A 19,370-nucleotide genomic window follows, 5' to 3' on the forward strand; every position below is an offset into this window, starting at 1 on the left:
ACTTACTTCTAAGTAGTTCCGAAACTGTATGTTGCAATAATGCCAAATTGAATAATTCTTATTTGATGTGTGTAAGCTTCTATGGTAAAGCGATCGCTCGAGGCGTCACTCACTGGGATTGAACAAGCCAAAAAAGCGTTCGCTCACAAAGGGTGGACACAAGACAATTTGGCTTTTGAAGTCAACTTAAAGACTCGCCAACCAATTTGGCGGTTTTTTACTGGGCGTCCCGTAGAGCGTCATATCTTTATACAAATTTGTTCTGTGTTGTCGTTGAATTGGCGCGAGGTTGCGGCTAATCCTCCAGAAGAATTCTCTGAATCAAAAGAACTTGGTGCTGCTGAATTTTTAGATATTGATGCTCTAGTACAACAAGTGCGATCGCAACGCTTCGACAAAATTCAAGACCAGTGCGGCACTTTGCAGTTATTAGATGTTACTCGCCCCGTTAAAATAGACGACATTTACATCGATGTCAATATTTTGGAGGAGATTGCAAGCCTTCAGTGGTTAGAGTTTGCTGATTTGCAAAACTTTACATCAAAAGAATTTGATCGTTTCGGTTTAGGTGAAGTATCCCAGACACAAATGGCGGGAATCACAGCAGTTCAAACTTACTCAAAGCTGCGGGTGTTGGGTAAACCGGGAGCAGGTAAAACCACTTTTTTACAACATCTGGCGATTCAATGCAACCGAGGGAGATTTGCAGCAAATCGGGTTCCTATTTTTATCACCTTAAGAGATTTTGCCGACGAATCTAGAAAAGCAGGGCAGTTCCATTTACTCAACTATATTTGCAAAGAATTCTCTACCTGTGGAATTTCAGATCCATCTGTGCTGGAAACTTTATTGTTGGAGGGCAGAGCATTGCTCTTGCTGGATGGATTAGATGAAGTACTCCATCAACAGAGTAAGGGTGTCGTCAATGAGATTCGCAGACTATCTGAAAAGTATCAAAAGAATATATTTGTCGTCACCTGCCGCACAGCAGCTAAAGCTTTGAACCTCAGACGCTTTACAGATGTTGAAATTGCCCCTTTTAGTCAAGATAAAATTGTTGCTTTTGCTCAGAAGTGGTTTACAGCAGTTACGAAAACGAACATCCAGGATAAACAAGAACAGGCATTTGAGTTTATTGAGAAACTAGATTTACCCGAAAATTTACAATTTCAAAGACTTGCTGTCACTCCCTTGTTTTTGCATCTCACCTGCTGGGTTTTTCATCACCAGAACAAATTTCCAACCCAAAAACCTGCTTTTTATAAGCAGTGTTTAGACCTGCTCCTGGGCAAATGGGACGAAACTAAAGCAATTGAGCGGGATGAAGTATACCAAGGTTTTTCATTACCACAAAAACTTAAGTTGCTGAGTCAGGTTGCTAGTGCGACATTTGAGCAGGGTAATTACTTTTTTGAACAACGCATTGTTAAGCAACACATTAGCGATTATATCGGTGATTTGCCGAATGCTTCCACAGAACCAGAGGAATTGGAATTAGATAGTGAAGGAATACTTCAGGCGATAGAGTTGCAACATGGATTACTAGCAGAACGAGTGCGGGGGATTTTCTCTTTCTCTTATTTGACGTTTCAAGAATACCTAACTGCCCGAAAAATCGTAGGCAGTTATAATTTACAAGCATTAAAACAACCCTTAGAACGTCTGGTGACTCATATTACTGAACCCAGATGGCGTGAAATCTTTTTGTTAACGGTTGCCATGCTACGGAATGCAGATTTTTTGGTATTTTTGATGAAGCAAGAAATTGATGCTCTAGCGGCTCAAGATCCATATTTGCAAAAATTTTTGACTTGGGCAAGTCAAAAGTCTCTCGCTGCTCCTGATTCTGCTGCAATTTGGGCGTTTTATCTTGCCCTGGCTAAGACTCCTCACCTTACTGCGTACTTTGCCCTTGTCTGCATTTTCGATCAAGATATTTTTTTGGATGTGGCATTAGATAACTTAGTAATGGAATGCGAATCTAATTTTGCTGATGTCTATGGGTGCAACGATGCTGTGAGTAGTGCTTTAGCAATTGTTCAAGATGCTGGCTTACATCAAGCTTTACAACAACTTAAAGACCTACTGCCTCATCCAGAACAAAGTAGAGAAAGGATTCAGACACAGTGGCAAACACGTTATCCTGCTTGGATGGAACGGTTAAAGGCGATTATCGCCAAGCATCAAAACATTCAGCATCACTGGCAATTCAGCCCACAGCAACAACAAGTATTGCAACAATATTACGATGCCAATCAGTTGCTTATCGATTGCCTCAATAGCAACTGTGAGGTAACAGATATTGTGCGCCAGGAGATTGAAGCCAGTTTATTGCCGATAAAAGAACTCTCCAAGCGAGAATGGCAGGGGGCAGAGGGCAGGGGGCAGGGAGCAATGTAGTAAGTCTTTTCCCTCTGCCCTTTTGCTCCTCTGCCAAATTTGTCTTGCTGCATGAAGCTTTCCCTACTGTTCTGCTAGCACTCTGATTTCGTAAAGTTCTCGCCGAATGAAATGGGATGTAAACATCAAGCTCTTACCACTACTGTTTACAAAAAAGAATCTCTGATTACGAGATTGATGGCTAAATTTGATTTGTTCCCCTCGGAAAGAGTAGATTTTACCCCGAATTAAATCGGTAGCTTTAAACATTTTCAACCTCCTCATCCTCCTTATCAAAAACCTACTTACAGCAGAATTCAAGAGTCAGAATTGGCTATGCCCCACTGCGCTAACATAAGTAAAACAGCCTTCACGCCGGGGTTTGAGGCTTAGATTGTTTACTTCAGCACCTTCAAATTCGCTGTATGTCGTAAGTAAATCTGCCTCGGTGAGGAGTATCATCGTTTCTGCACCAACTCTGCCAAAGTCAGGCTTTAACCCTAATGCCATCTCAATGAGATACGTCCATGTGCCAGATTCAGGTGTGTAGCTGCGTACAATCCCTTGTCCACCAATAAAGCTCACCCATTGAGTAGCGCGAAACTTAGGCACTTTTATGAAGGTTGCAGTCATGCGTAGAACTCCTCAATTCATAGTTGATACCTTCTGTTTTAATAGAATAAATTAAATATGTTTTGTATCTTTTTAAGTAAAAATGTTAAACATCATCTATAACTTTTGAATGTTTTAGGTGGAGATTATACAACTTATACGTAATTCAAACATTGATTCAAACATAATATATAACAGTGCTAATAAATAATATCATGTCCGCCAAATTACCATAAAAGAACGCACCCCAAACCCTCCCCGCTTGCCTATGGTGTACACACAAGTGCTGTCCACATACGTTTCAACTCTTTTACCCAGATTTTTGTCAGAGTTAAACTTGTCACACTTACCGACATCCCGCCCAGAACTAAAGTTCAGCTATGAGACTTGGAATTTATTCCGAGGGCGGATAGAAACGCAGTACGAGATTTATTAATAAAGATATGGCTGCGACAAGACTTGTGTGTACACTGTAGGGGAGCAGGGGGGAGAGGAAATATATTTTAGAATGCAACAACGAGTCTTTGAACTCCATTAATGAGTCTTTGATATTTATTAATGAGGCTCGGAACTCCATTAATGAGCCTTTGATATTCATTAATGAGGCTCGGAACTCCATTAATGAGTCTTTGATATTCATTAATGAGACTTATACTATTTCTTTGTGAGGCTGCGCCAAACCTTTTTCTTTCTCATACTTAAATATGGTTTAACGCATCTTCATACAGAAGATGTTTAATTATTCAGAAGACATAGATAACATTGACCTGCTTTTATTTACTAAGAAAAGATATTTATGCTTGGACACAACATTATTGTGATTGGTACTTCCGCAGGTGGACTCAAAGCGCTGGGCGCAATCTTGGGCGCTCTGCCTGCTGACATTGATGCTGTCTTCTTCATTGTTCAGCACATCGCGGCGGATAAGCCCAGCATTCTTCCCCAAATTCTTGCAGATGTAGGCTCTCTCCCAGCATCTCACCCGGCAGATGGAGAGCCAATTCAAACCGGGCGAATCTATGTCGCACCGCCGGATCATCACCTGTTGGTCAATCAAGGCTCGATGCGTGTCGTGCGCGGGCCTCAAGAAAACCGCTTTCGACCCGCGATCGATGCGTTATTTCGTTCAGCCGCCCGCGCTTATGGTACAAGGGTAGTAGGTGTAGTACTCACCGGCTATCTCGATGATGGCACGGTGGGGTTGCAGGCAATCAAGAAACGGGGCGGAGTGGCGATCGTTCAAGACCCGAAGGAAGCAGAATACCCCAGCATGGCAAAGAGCGCCTTGCAGTATGTGAAGGTCGATTACTGCTTGCCGCTTGCAGAAATCCCAGACTTGCTAGTGGAGTTGTCAAAGGAACCGGCCGCCAAGGAGGAGGCATACCCCATGACCAAAGAGATCGAAATTGAATCCAATATTGCTGAACAGCAGATGAATACTCAGGAGTTTTTGGAGAATGTAGAAGCGATCGGGACTCGAACGACTTACACCTGCCCTGAATGCAACGGCAGCATTTGGCAAATTGGCAAAGAAGAGCCGCTACGCTTTCGCTGTCACACGGGGCATTCCTTTACAGCTAATGTGTTTTTGGCAGAGCAAATTCAGAATCTCGAAAAAGCGCTGTGGTCGGCTGTGCGGACAATGGAGGAAAAGGTTACATTCACCCGTCAAATGGCAGAACGGATGAGAAACTACAATTTAACTAGTGCTGTAAAAAAATATGAGGATCATGCAATAAATTTGGATAAAGAAGTATCCATAATTCGAGATATCATTCTCAAGGGCTTTGCCACGAAACGAATTATTGCCCCAATGGAGGAAGATCAGCCGGAGTAACTGGAGGCTAAAGCTTCTTTAATCACTATTGCTATAAAAATCCAAAACCTTAAGGAATACTAGTACGCCACGGCGTAAATAGAGCAACCATTTAAAATTCCTAAAGAGCTTATTCCATAATACTTTTGACTTTTGACTTCCGCCTTGCGGTACTAGGTTGTAAAAAGCCTGCTTATATCGTCCGCAAATCTGCCTCGGTGAGGAGTATCATCGTTTCTGCACCAACTCTGCCAAAGTCAGGCTTTAACCCTAATGCCATCTCAATGAGATACGTCCATGTGCCAGATTCAGGTGTGTAGCTGCGTACAATCCCTTCTCCACCAATAAAGCTCACCCATTGAGTAGCGCGAAACTTAGGCACTTTCATGAAGGTTGCAGTCATGCGTAGAACTCCTCAATTCATAGTTGATACCTTCTGTTTTAATAGAATAAATTAAATATGTTTTGTATCTTTTTAAGTAAAAATGTTAAACATTATCTATAACTTTTGAATGTTTTAGATGCAGTTTAAACAATTTATACGTAATTCAAACATTGATTCAAACATAATAAATGACACGCCCTAAATCGCGTCTCTTGCCTTAACCGAACCGTATTGACCGACATCCCGCCCAGAACTAAAGTTCAACTATGAGACTCGGAATTCATTCCGAGGCAGGATAGAAACGTAGTGCGAGATTTATTAATAAAGATATGGCTGTGACAAAACTTGTTTGTACACACAAGCAGTTTCGTTCAGAACACAAGTTTTTTTTGAGCCTTTGAGTGAATAAAAAATTAGTTCCCCAATTCCTCAAAGAAGTCGGGGATTTGGACACCGCACATTTTCACAAATCAAATGTTGTATTCCTATATTTGACAACAGTACCCACAATTACGAATTACTTTAGCGTAGCGGGGCGTAGCCCATTAGGAATTACGAATTATCTGTGATTCGTCCACTCAACTTTGCAATCATCAATATCAATTGAGTAAGCTCAATCGGTTTAGCTAGATGCATTTGGAAACCAGCATCAATCGCCCTTTGCCGCTCTTGCTCGGTGACATAAGCACTGATTGCTGCTGCTGGAATTTGTCCCCCAGCTTCAGCCTCAAGCTCTCTAACCTGACGAATTAGAAAGTAACCATCCTCCTCTGGCATCCCAATATCTGCTAGAAGCAGATCGTATCTGCCAGGAGATTGAATTAGAGCAGCGATCGCTTCCCTTGCCGATGTAACAACCACTACTTCAGCCGCGAAGTCTTCTAACATCCACTTGATTAAGTCGCGGCTATCCCTTTGATCGTCTACAGCCAAGATGCATAACCCTTCAAGGGTAAGGGATGAATATTTACCATCTAATGTATCTGGAGTCTCTGATAAAAGGCTTGGCTCTAAATAAGTTGGCGGTGTAATTTGCTGTGGCATTGAGCGCAGAGGCAGCCTGATGATAATTGTGGTTCCTTGTCCCTGACCTCGACTTTGCGCTTGAACTGTTCCACCGTGAAGTTCTACAATATGACGGACGATTGACAAGCCCAATCCAAGCCCCTGAGTCGTTTTACTGCTGCTGGAATCTCCTTGGCGGAAGCGCTCAAACACATACGGCAGCAAGTCTGCCGAGATGCCAATTCCTGTGTCGCTGACTCGAATCTCGGCGTGACTATATACAGCTTCGAGCATAACTCCCACTCGCCCATCGGCTGGAGTGAACTTAATCGCGTTAGAAAGTAAATTCCACAGAACTTGCTGTAAACGGTCAAAATCTCCGACAACTGTCGCCGAGTTCAACTGTGAAACAATTTGAATGCCTTTCGCCTCTGCGGAAAATTCGATAGACTCAATGGCGGCATTCACTACTGAAACTAGATCGATTAGACGAGTCTTTAAATGAAGCTTTCCACTCGTAATCCGTGAGAGATCCAGCATATCATCGATTAACTGAGCCTGCACATTAGCACTCCGCTCCACCACTTCCCAGGCACGAGTGACTGCTTCTGAATCTAAATTGCGGGTGCGGAAAAGTTGCGCCCAGCCGAGTATAGTATTGAGCGGGTTACGAAGTTCATGGGAGAGGTTCGACAGGAATTCATTTTTAGCTTGGTTGGCATTTTCCGCTTCTTGCCGGGCTGACTGCTCCTGTGCTAAGAGTTGCGATCGCTCTAACTCAAACTGCTTGCGATCGCTAATATCTTCAATCGCCAGCAAAATCTTTTGGGTATCTCCCTGTTGAAAAATTTTCCAACCATTAAGCAGCATAGTTTTCTGCCCAATCTGCTCAAAATAATGCTCTACCTCCAAGTTTTGAATAGTGGTATCGTTAACCAGAATGTCTTCTAGGATCTGTTGTAGTCCGGGCAGGTTCCACTGACCGTTCCCTAGTCCAAAAATCAGAGATTGCGCTGTCTCTGCTGGTGAAACCTGAAATGTTTCATAAAACGAGCGATTGGCTTTGTTCACTCGGAAATCAGAATCAAGCACGATTAACGGCACTTGTACCGTCTCCACAATCGCTTCAGCGTAATTCCGGGCTTGTTCTAAGCTTTCTGCATTGCGTTTAAGACCATCAATATCTATTAACACCAACACTACACCGTCAATCTGGTTTTCTGTGGTGCGATAAGGACGGATGCGGAGGTTGTACCAATGTCCCCCTAGAGTTTGGACTTCTAATTCTTTGATGCTGAGTGTGTCAAGTACCTCCAAAATTAGAGTTTCTAAGTCAGGAATATTCAGATTGGCTCTGATATCGCTCAAAGGTCGTCCAGCATCGGTGGGAATTAAATTGAAAAGCCGTTGCGCCATTGGCGTAAAACGTCGAACCCGTAAGTCCAAAGTCAATATCAAAATGGGAATATTGATACTGCCAAGCAAATTCGTGAGATCGTTGTTAACTTGGTGTAATTCCAGATTTCGAGAGCGAAGTTCTTCATTAGTTGTGTTAAGTTCTTCGTTGGTTGCCTGAATTTCTTCTTTGGCAGTTTCTAGCTCTTCATTGGTGCTTTGCAACTCTTCATTGCTGGAGAGGATTTCTTCATTTGCAACTTTCAGGTCTTGATTGATGTGCTCTTGCTCTTGGATCACCGCTTGCAGATACTCTTGAGTCGCGGCCCTCTCTTGATTGGCATTTGCGATTTCTTGCCTTAGCCGAACAATCTCTCGCTCTAAGTTTGGCTGCTCAAGGCTCTCAGGATTTACCGCGTTGAGATTCTTAACTTCGGGTGAGGCTTCTTCAAATAACACCAGAAAGTAGAATTCTTCGTGGGTCGAAGGCTTGAATGGAATCACCTCAAGATTGATGATTCTTGAAATATCGCCCTCTTCAATTTGTAACCCTTGCTTTTTAACTAGAGTTTTTTGCCGTTGTGCCTGATAAATTGTGGCGCGTAGCTCTACAAGCAAGCCTTGGCGCACCATTTTAAATAAGTTGAGACTCGGTTTTCCAGGTGAAACTTTTAGGTAGAGATCGATTTCTCCCCGAAGTTGCAGCACTTCCATTTTGTTGTTGATTACTACACCCACTGGGGCATAGTGATTCAAGATCAGTTGGTCAGTTTTTCTGTCTAAATCAAACTCATTTGATGGATTCTCATTGGTCAGCTTGGGTTCGTCCACTTTTGCGATCGGATAATTGCTGGCAACAAACGATAGAATTGGACGATTTACAATTAGCTTTTTGGCATAGATTTTATTTTTTTTATCCATCTGAGTAAACAACTCTGCATATTTACCAGTGCTTTCTGAAGTCCCTAGCAGCAAAAAGCCAGTCGCGTTGAGACTGTAATGGAAGATGGGCAATATCCGTTTTTGCAACGTTTCGTCTAAGTAAATCAGTACATTCCGGCAGCTAATTAAATCTAAGTTAGAAAAAGGAGGGTCGCTACCTAAGTCTTGTCGGGCAAACACACACAGTTCGCGGACAGCTTTACTAATTTGATACCCACCGTCTTCAAGGGCATTAAAGAATCTGCGGCGGCGCTCTTGTGAGACTTCCACCATTTGATTCTCTATATAAATGCCCGATCTTGCTTTCTCAATCGCGATCTCGCTGATGTCTGTGGCAAAAATCTGGATCGGCGGTAGAGTAACTTTATCCGACAAAAACTCCAGCAAGGAGATGGCGATCGAATAGACTTCTTCGCCCGTGGAACACCCAGCTACCCAAATCCGAATCGGCAACTCTGGTGATTTGTTTTGGATGATAGTGGGAAAAACTCGCTCTTTCAAGAGTTGAAATGCTTCGGGATCGCGGAAAAAATAGGTGACGTGGACCAGAATTTCTTCGTAGAGCGCTTTGACTTCACTCGGATTTTCTTGCAAAAACTGGGCATAATCCTCCAAGCGTTCTAGTTTATACAACAGCATTCGGCGCTGGATTCGGCGATCGAGGGTGTTGGGCTTGTAGTGGCTGAAGTCAACGCCAGTTGCCGATCGCAACAACACAAATATAATCGCCAGAGTATCCCTCTGTTCGGGCAACTTCTCAATTGCGCTCAGTGGCAATGACTTGGAAATAAAAGGATTGCGACTGAGGATTATCAGTTCCTCGGCGATTTTTTGAGGCGGCAGAATAAAATCAACATTCCCGGTGGCAACAGCAGTATTGGGCATACTATTGAATTTTGCGGTGTCTTCACACTGAGCAAAAGTCACGCCTCCGCCTGCCTTGATTGCCTTTAGCCCCAGTGAACCGTCTCCATCCGATCCAGATAAAATTACTGCGATCGCTTTGTGCCCTCGATCTGCTGCCAATGAAGTAAAGAAGGCATCAGCAGGCATATATTTACCCTGAACTTTTTCTCGCGGCGTGAGTTGCAACACCCCACCAGACAACATCATCTTGGTGTTAGGCGGAATAACGTAGACCTTGTTAGGTTCTACACTCACGCCGTCTTCCACTTCAATCACGGGCATTTGAGTTGTTCTTGCCAGAATGTCGCTCAACAGACTCTTGTGGTTAGGGTCTAAGTGTTGAATCAGCACAAAAGCCATCCCTGTATCGGTAAGCAAATGCTTAAGTAACTCCGTAAACGCCTCTAATCCACCCGCAGAGGCGGCAATACCAACGACAGGAAATACAGCATCTGCAATGTCTTGCTGCTCTACGTCGAACGCATCATTAGCGGTAGATTCAGATACACGTTGCTTAGAGGATTGATCAGATGTCATAAGATGAAGTCTAGCACCGCAATGGTTTGGCAGATCAGGTTGATATTTTAGGTCAGTTTACTTACTTGCCTTACATATAATAATAGTTTAAATACAAGTTAAATAAACAACCTAAGTTTCCTAAATCCAAGTCATTGCCAATAAATAAGAAGCTAGAATAAATGCAATACCAATAATTCCGCTACTCAAAAGCAAAACTAATTGAGTTAAAATATACATTTGATAACTCCTGAGATTAATCCTATCGTTTATCAAATTTATTAGTAGCCTTTTAATAAAAATTATTTCCACCAATAAATGACTCATATCATTACTTCTCAAAAGTTAAACTACTATATCTAAGACATTAGTTAAAACTAGTTAGCATGAGAATAAGAATTATTAGCAATTGCTAAAATACCAAGCACAGCAACGAAATCATCAATAACTACGGGTTTAGCAAAGCATAGACTGAACCCAGCTAAAAGTGCGTGTTGATACATATCTTCTGTTACAGTGCTTGTCAGAGCGATCACTGGTACTACTTTGCCTCGCTCTCCCGCAAGTGTTCTCACTTGGTGAATCAGAGCATAGCCATCCTCATTTGACGTGGAAATATCACTTAAGAGGATATCAGGTTGCCATTGCACAAATATTTCCAGAGCTTGTCCTAAAAATGCCGCTTGCACACTCACACCATAGGATTGCATCATTGGCGTGAACGAATTGCAGAAATTGACATCATTATCTACAAGCAGTATTCGTAGCCCTTCAAGAAATAAAGGATGAGTAGAAAATCTATTGTTTCTATGCATCATAGTTTCAAAATTGAGATTTTATTAAGCTTTGAAATGTTCTTAAATCGTGAATTTATTGTGTGCTGACTTGAAGTTTAATAAACGTCTCATCAGTAGGCCAAAAACGGCAAACGTGGTATTACCTTTCAAAGTATCTACTCTTTTATAGGGCTCATGTCTAATTCAATCCTTGCGAAGCTAGGTACACATGAATTTCCTTATTTTGAGTTAATAGCTCCCTCCTTACGCAAGTAAGTTCAGTAATCAAATCAGATTTCTATAGCAGTTTTGATTGCAGTAACTAATATACTAAAGACACTAACTTTCATGGACACATCGCCAAGATAAACCTTTTATTTGACTTACTAAGTATAATTTTTGCTAACAATCTTTACTTTAACATCCTATTGTTAAAGCTCATGTTTAAATAAATGTTTTAATAGTGTATAATTTGTATAATTTGTATAAAATTACCAATAAATTCTCTAATAAAAAAAATTAAATCATTCTAATGGTTAGTGACTAATGATATCAATATTATGTCTAACGAAGTAGAGGTTTTCTATCGTTCAGTAGAAGTCAATACAAAATTTCAATTATTGTAGGTGTATGCTGTGCCTGAAGGTGATAAAGAGGCTATAAAGCAGACAGGATATAAAGATATAGCAGGTAAACCCTGATGAAAATAAGGTAGTTTACCAGGCTTTAAACGTATGAAGTCATGAATTAAATCAGTCTAAAAACCCATCGCATCTACTCATACAGCACTTCCGGCAGCTATGAGGTACATCCTAAAAGCTGAAAGCGATGATAGGAGAGGGGCAAGGAGAAAACTATATTGCATAATAGCCGGAAGCGCTGTAATTAGCCATTGCATTCCAACCTAAAAGGCACTGTATCAGAGGTATAATCGCTTTAATTCTTGCAGACTTGCAAAAATATGTTTTTGCACTCTTATATCATGTCCACTTGATTACTTATTAAATCCGAAGAACTCCACCCCGCCAAAGCTACGCTTTGTCTCCCTGCCCCTAATCCCCAGAGGGGGCCCCTCCCCGCTAGCGGGGAGGGGCTGGGGGTGGGGTGCAATGACTGTCGGAATCATAACTTATCAACGAAGGCAGGAGTTAGGGGGCAGGAGGCAGGAGGAAAACTGACCCCTAACTCCTGCCCGTGACCGGAGGGAACTTGGGTTTAAGACCCCCACCAAATTTTTAATTTGGTGGCTTTTATTCAGGAGGGGTCTGAATCCCGTTGTGAATAAGACCTTCTGCCTTGTCTACGACACGCTGCGCGATCTGCCTTCTGCCTTCTGCCTCCTTCAATTATCCGGACATGATATTAGGGAAAAGGGTGCGTATTAAAGGCAAAGGATTTTGAGTTTTTTTACCCTTTTCCCCTTCTCCTTACCCCGAATTTTGCAAGAAGTCTAATGAGTAAGGATAACAAATAAGAAATGGGAACTACGGGAAAATACCACTTTTACAAGACGTGAACACCGATCTAGGCGATCGCGCTCATCTTCTTACAATAACGATATGAAAACAAAAATTTTCCTTTCCTTGGAGTTTAACTTACGGAAAACCGCCCTGATCTGAGGTCAGCAGTGCTTTGCGCTTTTACGATGTCTAATATGGTTCGTTCCTGAAAAAGCCTATGCAACCTACTAATCCTAACCAATTTACAGAAAAAGCCTGGGAAGCGATCACCCATACCCCGGATATTGTTAAACAATATCAACAACAGCAAATAGAAAGCGAACACCTGATGAAAGCGCTGCTAGAACAAGATGCTCTAGCAACAGGGATTCTCACTAAGGCAGGTGTTAACCTCCAAAAACTGCGCGATCGCACTGAACAATTTTTTCAACGTCAGCCAAAAGTATCCGGTAGTAGCAGTTCTGTCTACTTAGGACGCAGCTTGGATACACTTCTAGATCGGGCAGACGGATATCGCAAAGAGTTTCAAGACGAATATATTTCAATTGAACACTTATTGTTGGCTTACGCTAAAGATGACCGCTTTGGCAAAGCTTTATTCCAAGAATTCGGTTTAAACGAAGGCAAGCTAAAAGATATTATTAAACAAGTTCGGGGGAGCCAAAAAGTGACCGATCAAAATCCAGAAGGCAAATACGAAGCACTGGAAAAATACGGGCGTGACCTTACAGAAGCCGCACGTAAAGGTCAGCTCGATCCAGTGATTGGGCGAGATGATGAGATTCGTCGCACTGTGCAAATTCTCTCTCGCCGCACTAAGAATAATCCTGTGCTAATTGGTGAACCAGGTGTTGGTAAAACTGCGATCGCTGAAGGGCTAGCACAGCGCATTGTCGCCGGTGATGTACCCCAGTCTCTCAAAGACCGCAAACTAATTGCTTTAGATATGGGTGCTTTGATTGCAGGGGCAAAATTCCGGGGTGAATTTGAAGAACGCCTGAAAGCAGTATTAAAAGAAGTTACTGAATCTGGCGGCAATATTGTTTTATTTATTGATGAAATTCACACTGTTGTCGGCGCTGGTGCAAGCCAAGGCGCGATGGATGCTGGTAACTTGTTAAAACCGATGTTGGCGCGGGGCGAATTGCGCTGTATTGGGGCAACAACTCTAGATGAATACCGCAAACATATCGAAAAAGATGCGGCACTAGAAAGACGCTTCCAGCAAGTTTATGTCGATCAACCTAGTGTAGAAGATAGCATTTCGATTTTGCGCGGCTTGAGAGAGCGTTATGAAAACCACCACGGGGTGAAGATTTCTGATAGTGCTTTAGTTGCCGCCGCCGTATTGTCGAGTCGTTATATTAGCGATCGCTTCCTTCCTGATAAAGCCATTGACTTGGTAGACGAAGCCGCCGCGAGATTAAAAATGGAGATTACCTCCAAACCTGAAGAACTCGACGAAATTGATCGCAAAATTCTGCAATTGGAAATGGAGAAGCTTTCGCTCAAAAAAGAAAGTGATGCAGCTTCTCGTGAACGTCTAGAAAAATTGGAAAAAGAAATTGCCGATCTCAAAGAAGAACAAAGAACCTTGAATAGTCAATGGCAGTCTGAAAAAGATATCATTGACAAAATTCAGTCTGTGAAAAAAGAGATTGAACGGGTCAACTTAGAGATTCAGCAAGCAGAACGCGACTACGACCTTAACCGCGCTGCTGAGTTGAAATACGGTAATTTAACTAGTTTGCATCGTCAATTGGAAGCAGTAGAAGCTGAATTGGCAAGCGCTCAAAGAAGTGGTAAATCACTATTGCGGGAAGAAGTCACAGAAGCTGATATTGCCGAAATTATTTCTAAATGGACAGGAATTCCCATCAGCAAGCTAGTGGAATCTGAAAAAGAAAAACTGCTGCATTTAGAAGATGAACTGCACCGCCGCGTGGTTGGACAAGAAGAAGCAGTCACAGCTGTAGCGGATTCAATTCAGCGATCGCGCGCTGGATTGGCTGATCCCAATCGTCCCATTGCTAGCTTTATTTTCCTTGGCCCTACAGGTGTGGGTAAAACTGAGTTAGCGAAAGCGCTGGCGGCGTATATGTTCGATAGTGAAGATGCGCTGGTGCGAATCGATATGTCGGAGTATATGGAGAAACACGCCGTTTCTCGTTTAATCGGTGCGCCTCCAGGATACGTAGGTTATGAAGAAGGCGGACAACTTACAGAAGCGATTCGTCGCCGTCCTTATTCAGTGATTCTTTTCGACGAAATCGAGAAAGCACACCCCGATGTATTTAATATCTTCTTGCAAATTCTCGATGATGGTCGCGTCACTGATGCCCAAGGTCATAAGGTGGACTTCAAGAACGCTATTATCATCATGACTAGCAACATCGGTTCGCAGTACATTCTTGATGTCGCCGGAGATAACACTCACTACGATGAAATGCGCCGTCGGGTAATGGAATCGATGCGGAATAGCTTCCGTCCAGAGTTCCTGAACCGGATTGACGAAATCATCATCTTCCACGGTTTAGATAAGAAGGAATTGCGGCATATTGTGCTGTTGCAAGTGGAAAGATTGCGCCAAAGATTGAGCGATCGCAAAATATCTCTCAAGCTCTCGGATGCTGCACTTGACTTTTTAGCAGAAGTAGGGTACGACCCAGTATATGGGGCACGTCCACTGAAGCGGGCGATTCAGCGAGAGTTAGAAACTCAAATTGCCAAAGCCATCTTGCGCGGCGAATTCACCGACGGCAACACCATCTTTGTAGATGTGCAAAATGAGCGTCTTTCTTTTAGTCGCTTACCTGCTGAGGTATTTACCAGCTAATTGAAGCTCATTTGACAAAAAAAGAAAGCATAAAGAACCCCACCCCGCCAAAGCTACCCTTTGTCTCCCCTCCCCGCAAGCGGCTACGGTGTACACACATCTCTGTACAGACCCAAAATCGTTGGAGATCCCCCTAAATTCCCCTTAAAAAGGGGGACTTTAAGAGACTTTTGCCCCCCTTCTTAAGGGGGGTTGGGGGGATCAAAAGGCTCTGGGGCAACTCTATAAGACTTGTGTGTACACCGTAGCCGCAAGCGGGGAGGGGTTGGGGGTGGGGTTCTCCGGGTTTGATAATCAAGCGGACATGATATTACGAATTATTTTGTCCCTTACAAAGTACTTGTCGCATTTTACGCATATTTGCAGGTAACTCTAAGTTCATCGCTTGTTGAATGAAAATTGATGGAATTGGAATCAGAGGTGTAGCTTGCACAGTATAAGAAAGTAAAGTGCCATTACCGCAATCTTTGAGTTCTAAATTAGCGTTAAAGTCCTCAAAAGTTCCTTTTTCCATGCGAAATTGAATTTTTTGCCCCAGCACTTCTACAACGTTGAGGTAAATTTCAACTTGAGCTGTGAAAAAGAAAAAGGCTTTTTGTGCTGCTTGGTACAGGCGCTTGACTTCGCCTCTATGTAATATTTCGCTTTTAGTAATATCGGGAAAATATTGTACCCAGCGGGGGTAATCAGTTAATTGCTGCCAGACTTGCGATCGCACCATCGGCACATACATCCAGGCAGTCACCGCGCCACCCCAGCTTTTGTGCGATCGCGTTTCTACTAAAATTTCACCCTCTACCAGCAACTTTTGCTTGTCTTGATTCCAAGCCATATCTGAACCTACAATAATTGAGTCTGATATATAAGATGCAGACATAATGATTTTAGTTACTCCTCAACTCATCCACCTAATAAAGTTGAAACTACAAGCCATAAAACTTGATTTAGATCCAACCCATTAAATTTTAGTTCCAGTGTAATACCTATCTTTCCCGGAAAGGGTTATTTTTTGGTAATTATTTCAGTCACTTTACTGGAAAAACTATATTTCTTATCAGAATTAACATAATTAGTACTTAAGTGAGTTTTATCAGAGGAATACTTGTAGATGAAAAACTGCGTTGTTAACAGTTAAGATTGCAGAAACACCAACTAATATCAAGCACTTTACCCCAACGTTTGGATAGCGTCTCTTGATTTTTACGTGTTATTTTTGATAAAACTGCAACTTCATCGTAAATTCATATTTTATTTATCTGTAATGTCTGTTGAGGTGAGAGAAAGAATAGGTGAGTCAATCTTCTTTAAATCGTAGATTAATCCAGATTTTCGGTATACTTCTCGGCATTAGCGTAGCCGTCTGGTTACTGAGAGGCTTTGGTATTCTCACTTTTATTCCAAGTGGAATAATTTGGCTACTGCTACTAGGGGCGATCGCGATCGGAGTTATCAGTTATGCCCAAAGAACATGGTGGCGTTTATAATTTCAGAAATCTACCCTTGGATAGATGCCATCCTAGATACGCTTTTTTCTGATGATTTTTATGTGGTAGCCCCGTTTAAGAATTGTAGAGTGCCTATTTTGACTCGCTGTCAAAAGTATTTAATACTGAAGCAATGGCAACAATTTACTAGGGGAAACGAGCATGGCAAAGTATATATGTACTCTTTGTGCCTATGAATATGACCCAGAAGTAGGCGATCCAGATGGCGGTATAGAACCAGGAACAGCTTTTAAAGATATACCAGATGATTGGGTATGTCCAACTTGTGGTGCGACAAAAGAGGACTTTGAACCTGCTGAAGAGTAAAGAGAACAGCTAGCCTAGAGAGTAGGTGCTGTAAAAGAGATATTTTTGAAATTGTTACCGTTACAAATTGTAGTTATTGGGGGCGGGGCAGCCGGATTTTTTGGCGCGATCGCTTGTGCTAAAGCCAATCCTCATGCAGAAGTTACTTTACTCGAAGCCAGTCGTCAACCACTGGCGAAAGTGCTAATTTCTGGTGGTGGACGCTGCAACGTTACTCATGCTTGCTTTGAGCCTGAAGAGTTAGTGCAAAATTACCCCAGAGGTGCAAAAGCTTTGCGGGGTGCTTTGACTCGCTTTGGCCCTCAAGAGACAGTAGCTTGGTTTGCTGCTGGTGGAGTCTATCTAAAAACTGAAGCTGATGGTCGGATGTTTCCTGTCACCAACAGTTCAGAAACCATTGTGGAATGTTTGATTAAAGCGGTGGCGAAATCTGGAGTCAAACTCCGTATCGGTACACACGTAACTTCAGTTACCACAGCAGATAAGGAGTTTGATATTCTTCTGAAGTCAGGAGAGACAATTAAATGCGATCGCCTGCTTCTTGCTACCGGCAGCAGCCTTGTGGGTTATAAAATTGTCAGAGAGTTAGGCCATAAAATTGAACCGCCAGTACCCTCGTTATTTACCTTCAACATTGTCGATCCTCAATTGAGGGAGTTAGCTGGAGTTAGCGTTAATCCTGCCCAATTGCGGTTATCGGCGGGCGGAAAATCCCAATTACAACAAACTGGGCCATTGCTAATTACCCACTGGGGTTTGAGTGGCCCGGCTGTTTTGAAGCTTTCTGCTTGGGGTGCGAGAGTTCTGCACGAAAGCCACTATCAAGCCACATTATTGATTAATTGGCTACCTCATTTGCAACAAGAACAAGTGCGAGAAAAAGTTTTAGCAGTTAAGGATGAATGGGGAAAGAAAGCGATCGCATTGCATCGCGGCGTTGATTTACCCCATCGTCTCTGGCAATATATCATTGCTCGTGTAGGTATTACCACAGAAGACCGTTGGGCAGAAATATCTAGTAAAACCTTAAATCGACTGCTGCAAGAACTTACTCAGGGACAATACTTAATCAATGGAAAAGGAGCCTTTAAAGAAGAATTTGTTACCTGTGGCGGCGTTAATCTCAAAGAAGTCAACTTCAAGACGATGGAAAGTAGATTAGTTCCTGGTCTTTATTTTGCCGGAGAAATCTTAGATATTGATGGCGTGACCGGTGGGTTTAACTTCCAAAGTGCTTGGACAACTGGGTATTTAGCAGGCGTAGCAATGGCGACTAGTAAATAGTCCTGCTATAGAAAGCGACACGAAGAGGAGTAATTTCTCTTTGTGTCAATTTGAACTTGACCAAATAATTACTAATTCGTAATCCGTAATGGGAAAATTGTCTTGCCATTGCAGATCAATTTTGAATACACCCAACAATGAAATTCAGCGAAATTCTCCGCCAATTTGGTGAAGCAGTCACCAATCATAGCCTGACTAGCAACCCAGACCATGACCCAGAAATTACAGGGGTAGCAGCCATTGATGAAGCTAGCATTGGTACTCTCAGTTACGTAGAAGGGGCAAAATTTGCGTCTTTTATCGGTAAGACTGATGCTAGTGCTTTAATTTTGTCCCAGGACGAAAAATTACAGGTGCTTGCACAAGAAAGCGGTATTGTCTGGATAGCGACCTCAGATCCGCGACTGTTGTTTGCCAGAGCGATCGCACTTTTTTACCAACCACATCGCCCCATCCCAGAAATTCATCCCACTGCTGTGATTCACTCTACGGCAAAAGTTGGTAATGATGTTTACATTGGCCCCCATGCTGTGATTCAACAAGGGGTAGAAATTGGCGATGGCGCAATTATTCATCCCAATGTGGTGATTTATCCAGATGCCAAAATAGGCGATCGCACCACCTTACACGCCAACTGTACCATCCACGAACGCACCCGCATTGGTGCAGATTGCGTGATTCACAGTGGTGCTGTCATCGGTGCAGAAGGCTTTGGTTTTGTTCCTACCCGGACTGGTTGGTTAAAAATGGAACAATCCGGCTATACAGTCTTAGAAGATAGCGTAGAAGTTGGCTGTAACAGCGCTATTGACCGCCCAGCCGTCGGGGAAACACGAGTAGGACGTAATACAGTAATTGATAACTTAGTGCAAATAGGCCACGGTTGCCAAATCGGTTCTGGCTGTGCGATCGCAGGTCAGGTTGGGATGGCAGGAGGTGTTAAACTAGGAAATCGCGTTATTTTAGCTGGACAAACAGGAATAGCCAATCAAGTGAAGATTGGAGATGGGGCGATGACATCTGCTCAAGCTGGAATTCACAGCGATGTTGCACCAGGAGAAGTTGTCTGCGGAACTCCAGCCATTCCTTATAAGCTATATCTCAAGGTATGTGCTGTTTATAGCCGCCTACCAGATATGTATCAATCACTAAAACAATTACAACGTAAATTTAAAGATAGCCCTGGCGACTAGAAGTCGCGGCTACACAGACAAAACCCACGCAGGTGGGTTTAAAAGTTTTTATTA

General features: G+C 42.7%; 13 protein-coding genes. 7 read left to right on the top strand and 6 right to left on the bottom strand.

Features of this window, described 5'->3' with window-relative positions:
* Window positions 1-81 precede the first annotated feature (81 nt).
* Window positions 82-2,400 (top strand): NACHT domain-containing NTPase, encoded by a 2,319-nt coding sequence (locus H6G26_RS08750; protein WP_190728879.1) that lies wholly within the window; start codon window positions 82-84, stop codon window positions 2,398-2,400.
* Between the two features lie 63 nt (window positions 2,401-2,463).
* Here H6G26_RS08750 and H6G26_RS08755 read toward each other — a convergent pair whose 3' ends face one another.
* A complete protein-coding gene (locus H6G26_RS08755) occupies window positions 2,464-2,649 on the bottom strand; it encodes a hypothetical protein (protein ID WP_190728880.1) in 186 nt (61 codons plus the stop codon).
* 54 nt (window positions 2,650-2,703) lie between these two features.
* Window positions 2,704-3,012 (bottom strand): hypothetical protein, encoded by a 309-nt coding sequence (locus tag H6G26_RS41745; protein ID WP_199326726.1) that lies wholly within the window; start codon window positions 3,010-3,012, stop codon window positions 2,704-2,706.
* A gap of 775 nt (window positions 3,013-3,787) precedes the next feature.
* Between H6G26_RS41745 and H6G26_RS08765 the strand changes: the two genes are divergently transcribed.
* On the top strand, window positions 3,788-4,828 hold the full coding sequence (locus H6G26_RS08765; protein ID WP_190728881.1) for a chemotaxis protein CheB: 1,041 nt from the start codon (window positions 3,788-3,790) through the stop codon (window positions 4,826-4,828).
* 172 nt (window positions 4,829-5,000) lie between these two features.
* On the opposite strand, the gene H6G26_RS08770 is transcribed toward H6G26_RS08765, so the two are convergent.
* The 3 genes from H6G26_RS08770 to H6G26_RS08780 form a co-directional block, all read right to left on the bottom strand.
* Window positions 5,001-5,210: a hypothetical protein gene (locus H6G26_RS08770; RefSeq protein ID WP_190728882.1), complete on the bottom strand. Its 210-nt coding sequence runs from the start codon at window positions 5,208-5,210 to the stop codon at window positions 5,001-5,003.
* A 534-nt stretch (window positions 5,211-5,744) separates the two neighbouring features.
* A complete protein-coding gene (locus H6G26_RS08775) occupies window positions 5,745-9,977 on the bottom strand; it encodes a chemotaxis protein CheB (protein ID WP_190728883.1) in 4,233 nt (1,410 codons plus the stop codon).
* A 356-nt stretch (window positions 9,978-10,333) separates the two neighbouring features.
* Window positions 10,334-10,774, bottom strand: a complete 441-nt coding sequence (locus H6G26_RS08780) for a response regulator (RefSeq protein WP_190728884.1) — start codon at window positions 10,772-10,774, stop codon at window positions 10,334-10,336.
* 1,635 nt (window positions 10,775-12,409) lie between these two features.
* Here H6G26_RS08780 and clpB point away from each other — a divergent pair.
* Window positions 12,410-15,028 carry an ATP-dependent chaperone ClpB gene (clpB, locus tag H6G26_RS08785; RefSeq protein WP_190728885.1) on the top strand — a complete coding sequence of 873 codons (2,619 nt, stop codon included), beginning with the start codon at window positions 12,410-12,412 and terminating at the stop codon, window positions 15,026-15,028.
* A gap of 310 nt (window positions 15,029-15,338) precedes the next feature.
* Here the strand turns inward: clpB and H6G26_RS08790 are convergent, their stop codons facing one another.
* On the bottom strand, window positions 15,339-15,905 hold the full coding sequence (locus H6G26_RS08790) for an SRPBCC family protein (protein WP_190728886.1): 567 nt from the start codon (window positions 15,903-15,905) through the stop codon (window positions 15,339-15,341).
* Between the two features lie 412 nt (window positions 15,906-16,317).
* On the opposite strand from H6G26_RS08790, the gene H6G26_RS08795 reads away from it, so the two are divergent.
* From H6G26_RS08795 to lpxD, 4 genes are all read left to right on the top strand, one after another.
* Window positions 16,318-16,512 (top strand): hypothetical protein, encoded by a 195-nt coding sequence (locus tag H6G26_RS08795; protein ID WP_190728887.1) that lies wholly within the window; start codon window positions 16,318-16,320, stop codon window positions 16,510-16,512.
* A 162-nt stretch (window positions 16,513-16,674) separates the two neighbouring features.
* A complete protein-coding gene (gene rd / locus H6G26_RS08800) occupies window positions 16,675-16,839 on the top strand; it encodes a rubredoxin (RefSeq protein WP_190728888.1) in 165 nt (54 codons plus the stop codon).
* 51 nt (window positions 16,840-16,890) lie between these two features.
* A complete protein-coding gene (locus tag H6G26_RS08805; protein ID WP_190728964.1) occupies window positions 16,891-18,123 on the top strand; it encodes an NAD(P)/FAD-dependent oxidoreductase in 1,233 nt (410 codons plus the stop codon).
* Window positions 18,124-18,260: 137 nt separating this feature from the next.
* Complete coding sequence (gene lpxD, locus H6G26_RS08810) at window positions 18,261-19,316, top strand: UDP-3-O-(3-hydroxymyristoyl)glucosamine N-acyltransferase (RefSeq protein ID WP_190728889.1); 1,056 nt, start codon at window positions 18,261-18,263, stop codon at window positions 19,314-19,316.
* Window positions 19,317-19,370 lie beyond the last annotated feature (54 nt).

The sequence above is a fragment of the Nostoc sp. FACHB-888 genome, from assembly GCF_014696655.1.
Taxonomy (GTDB): Bacteria; Cyanobacteriota; Cyanobacteriia; order Cyanobacteriales; family Nostocaceae; genus Nostoc.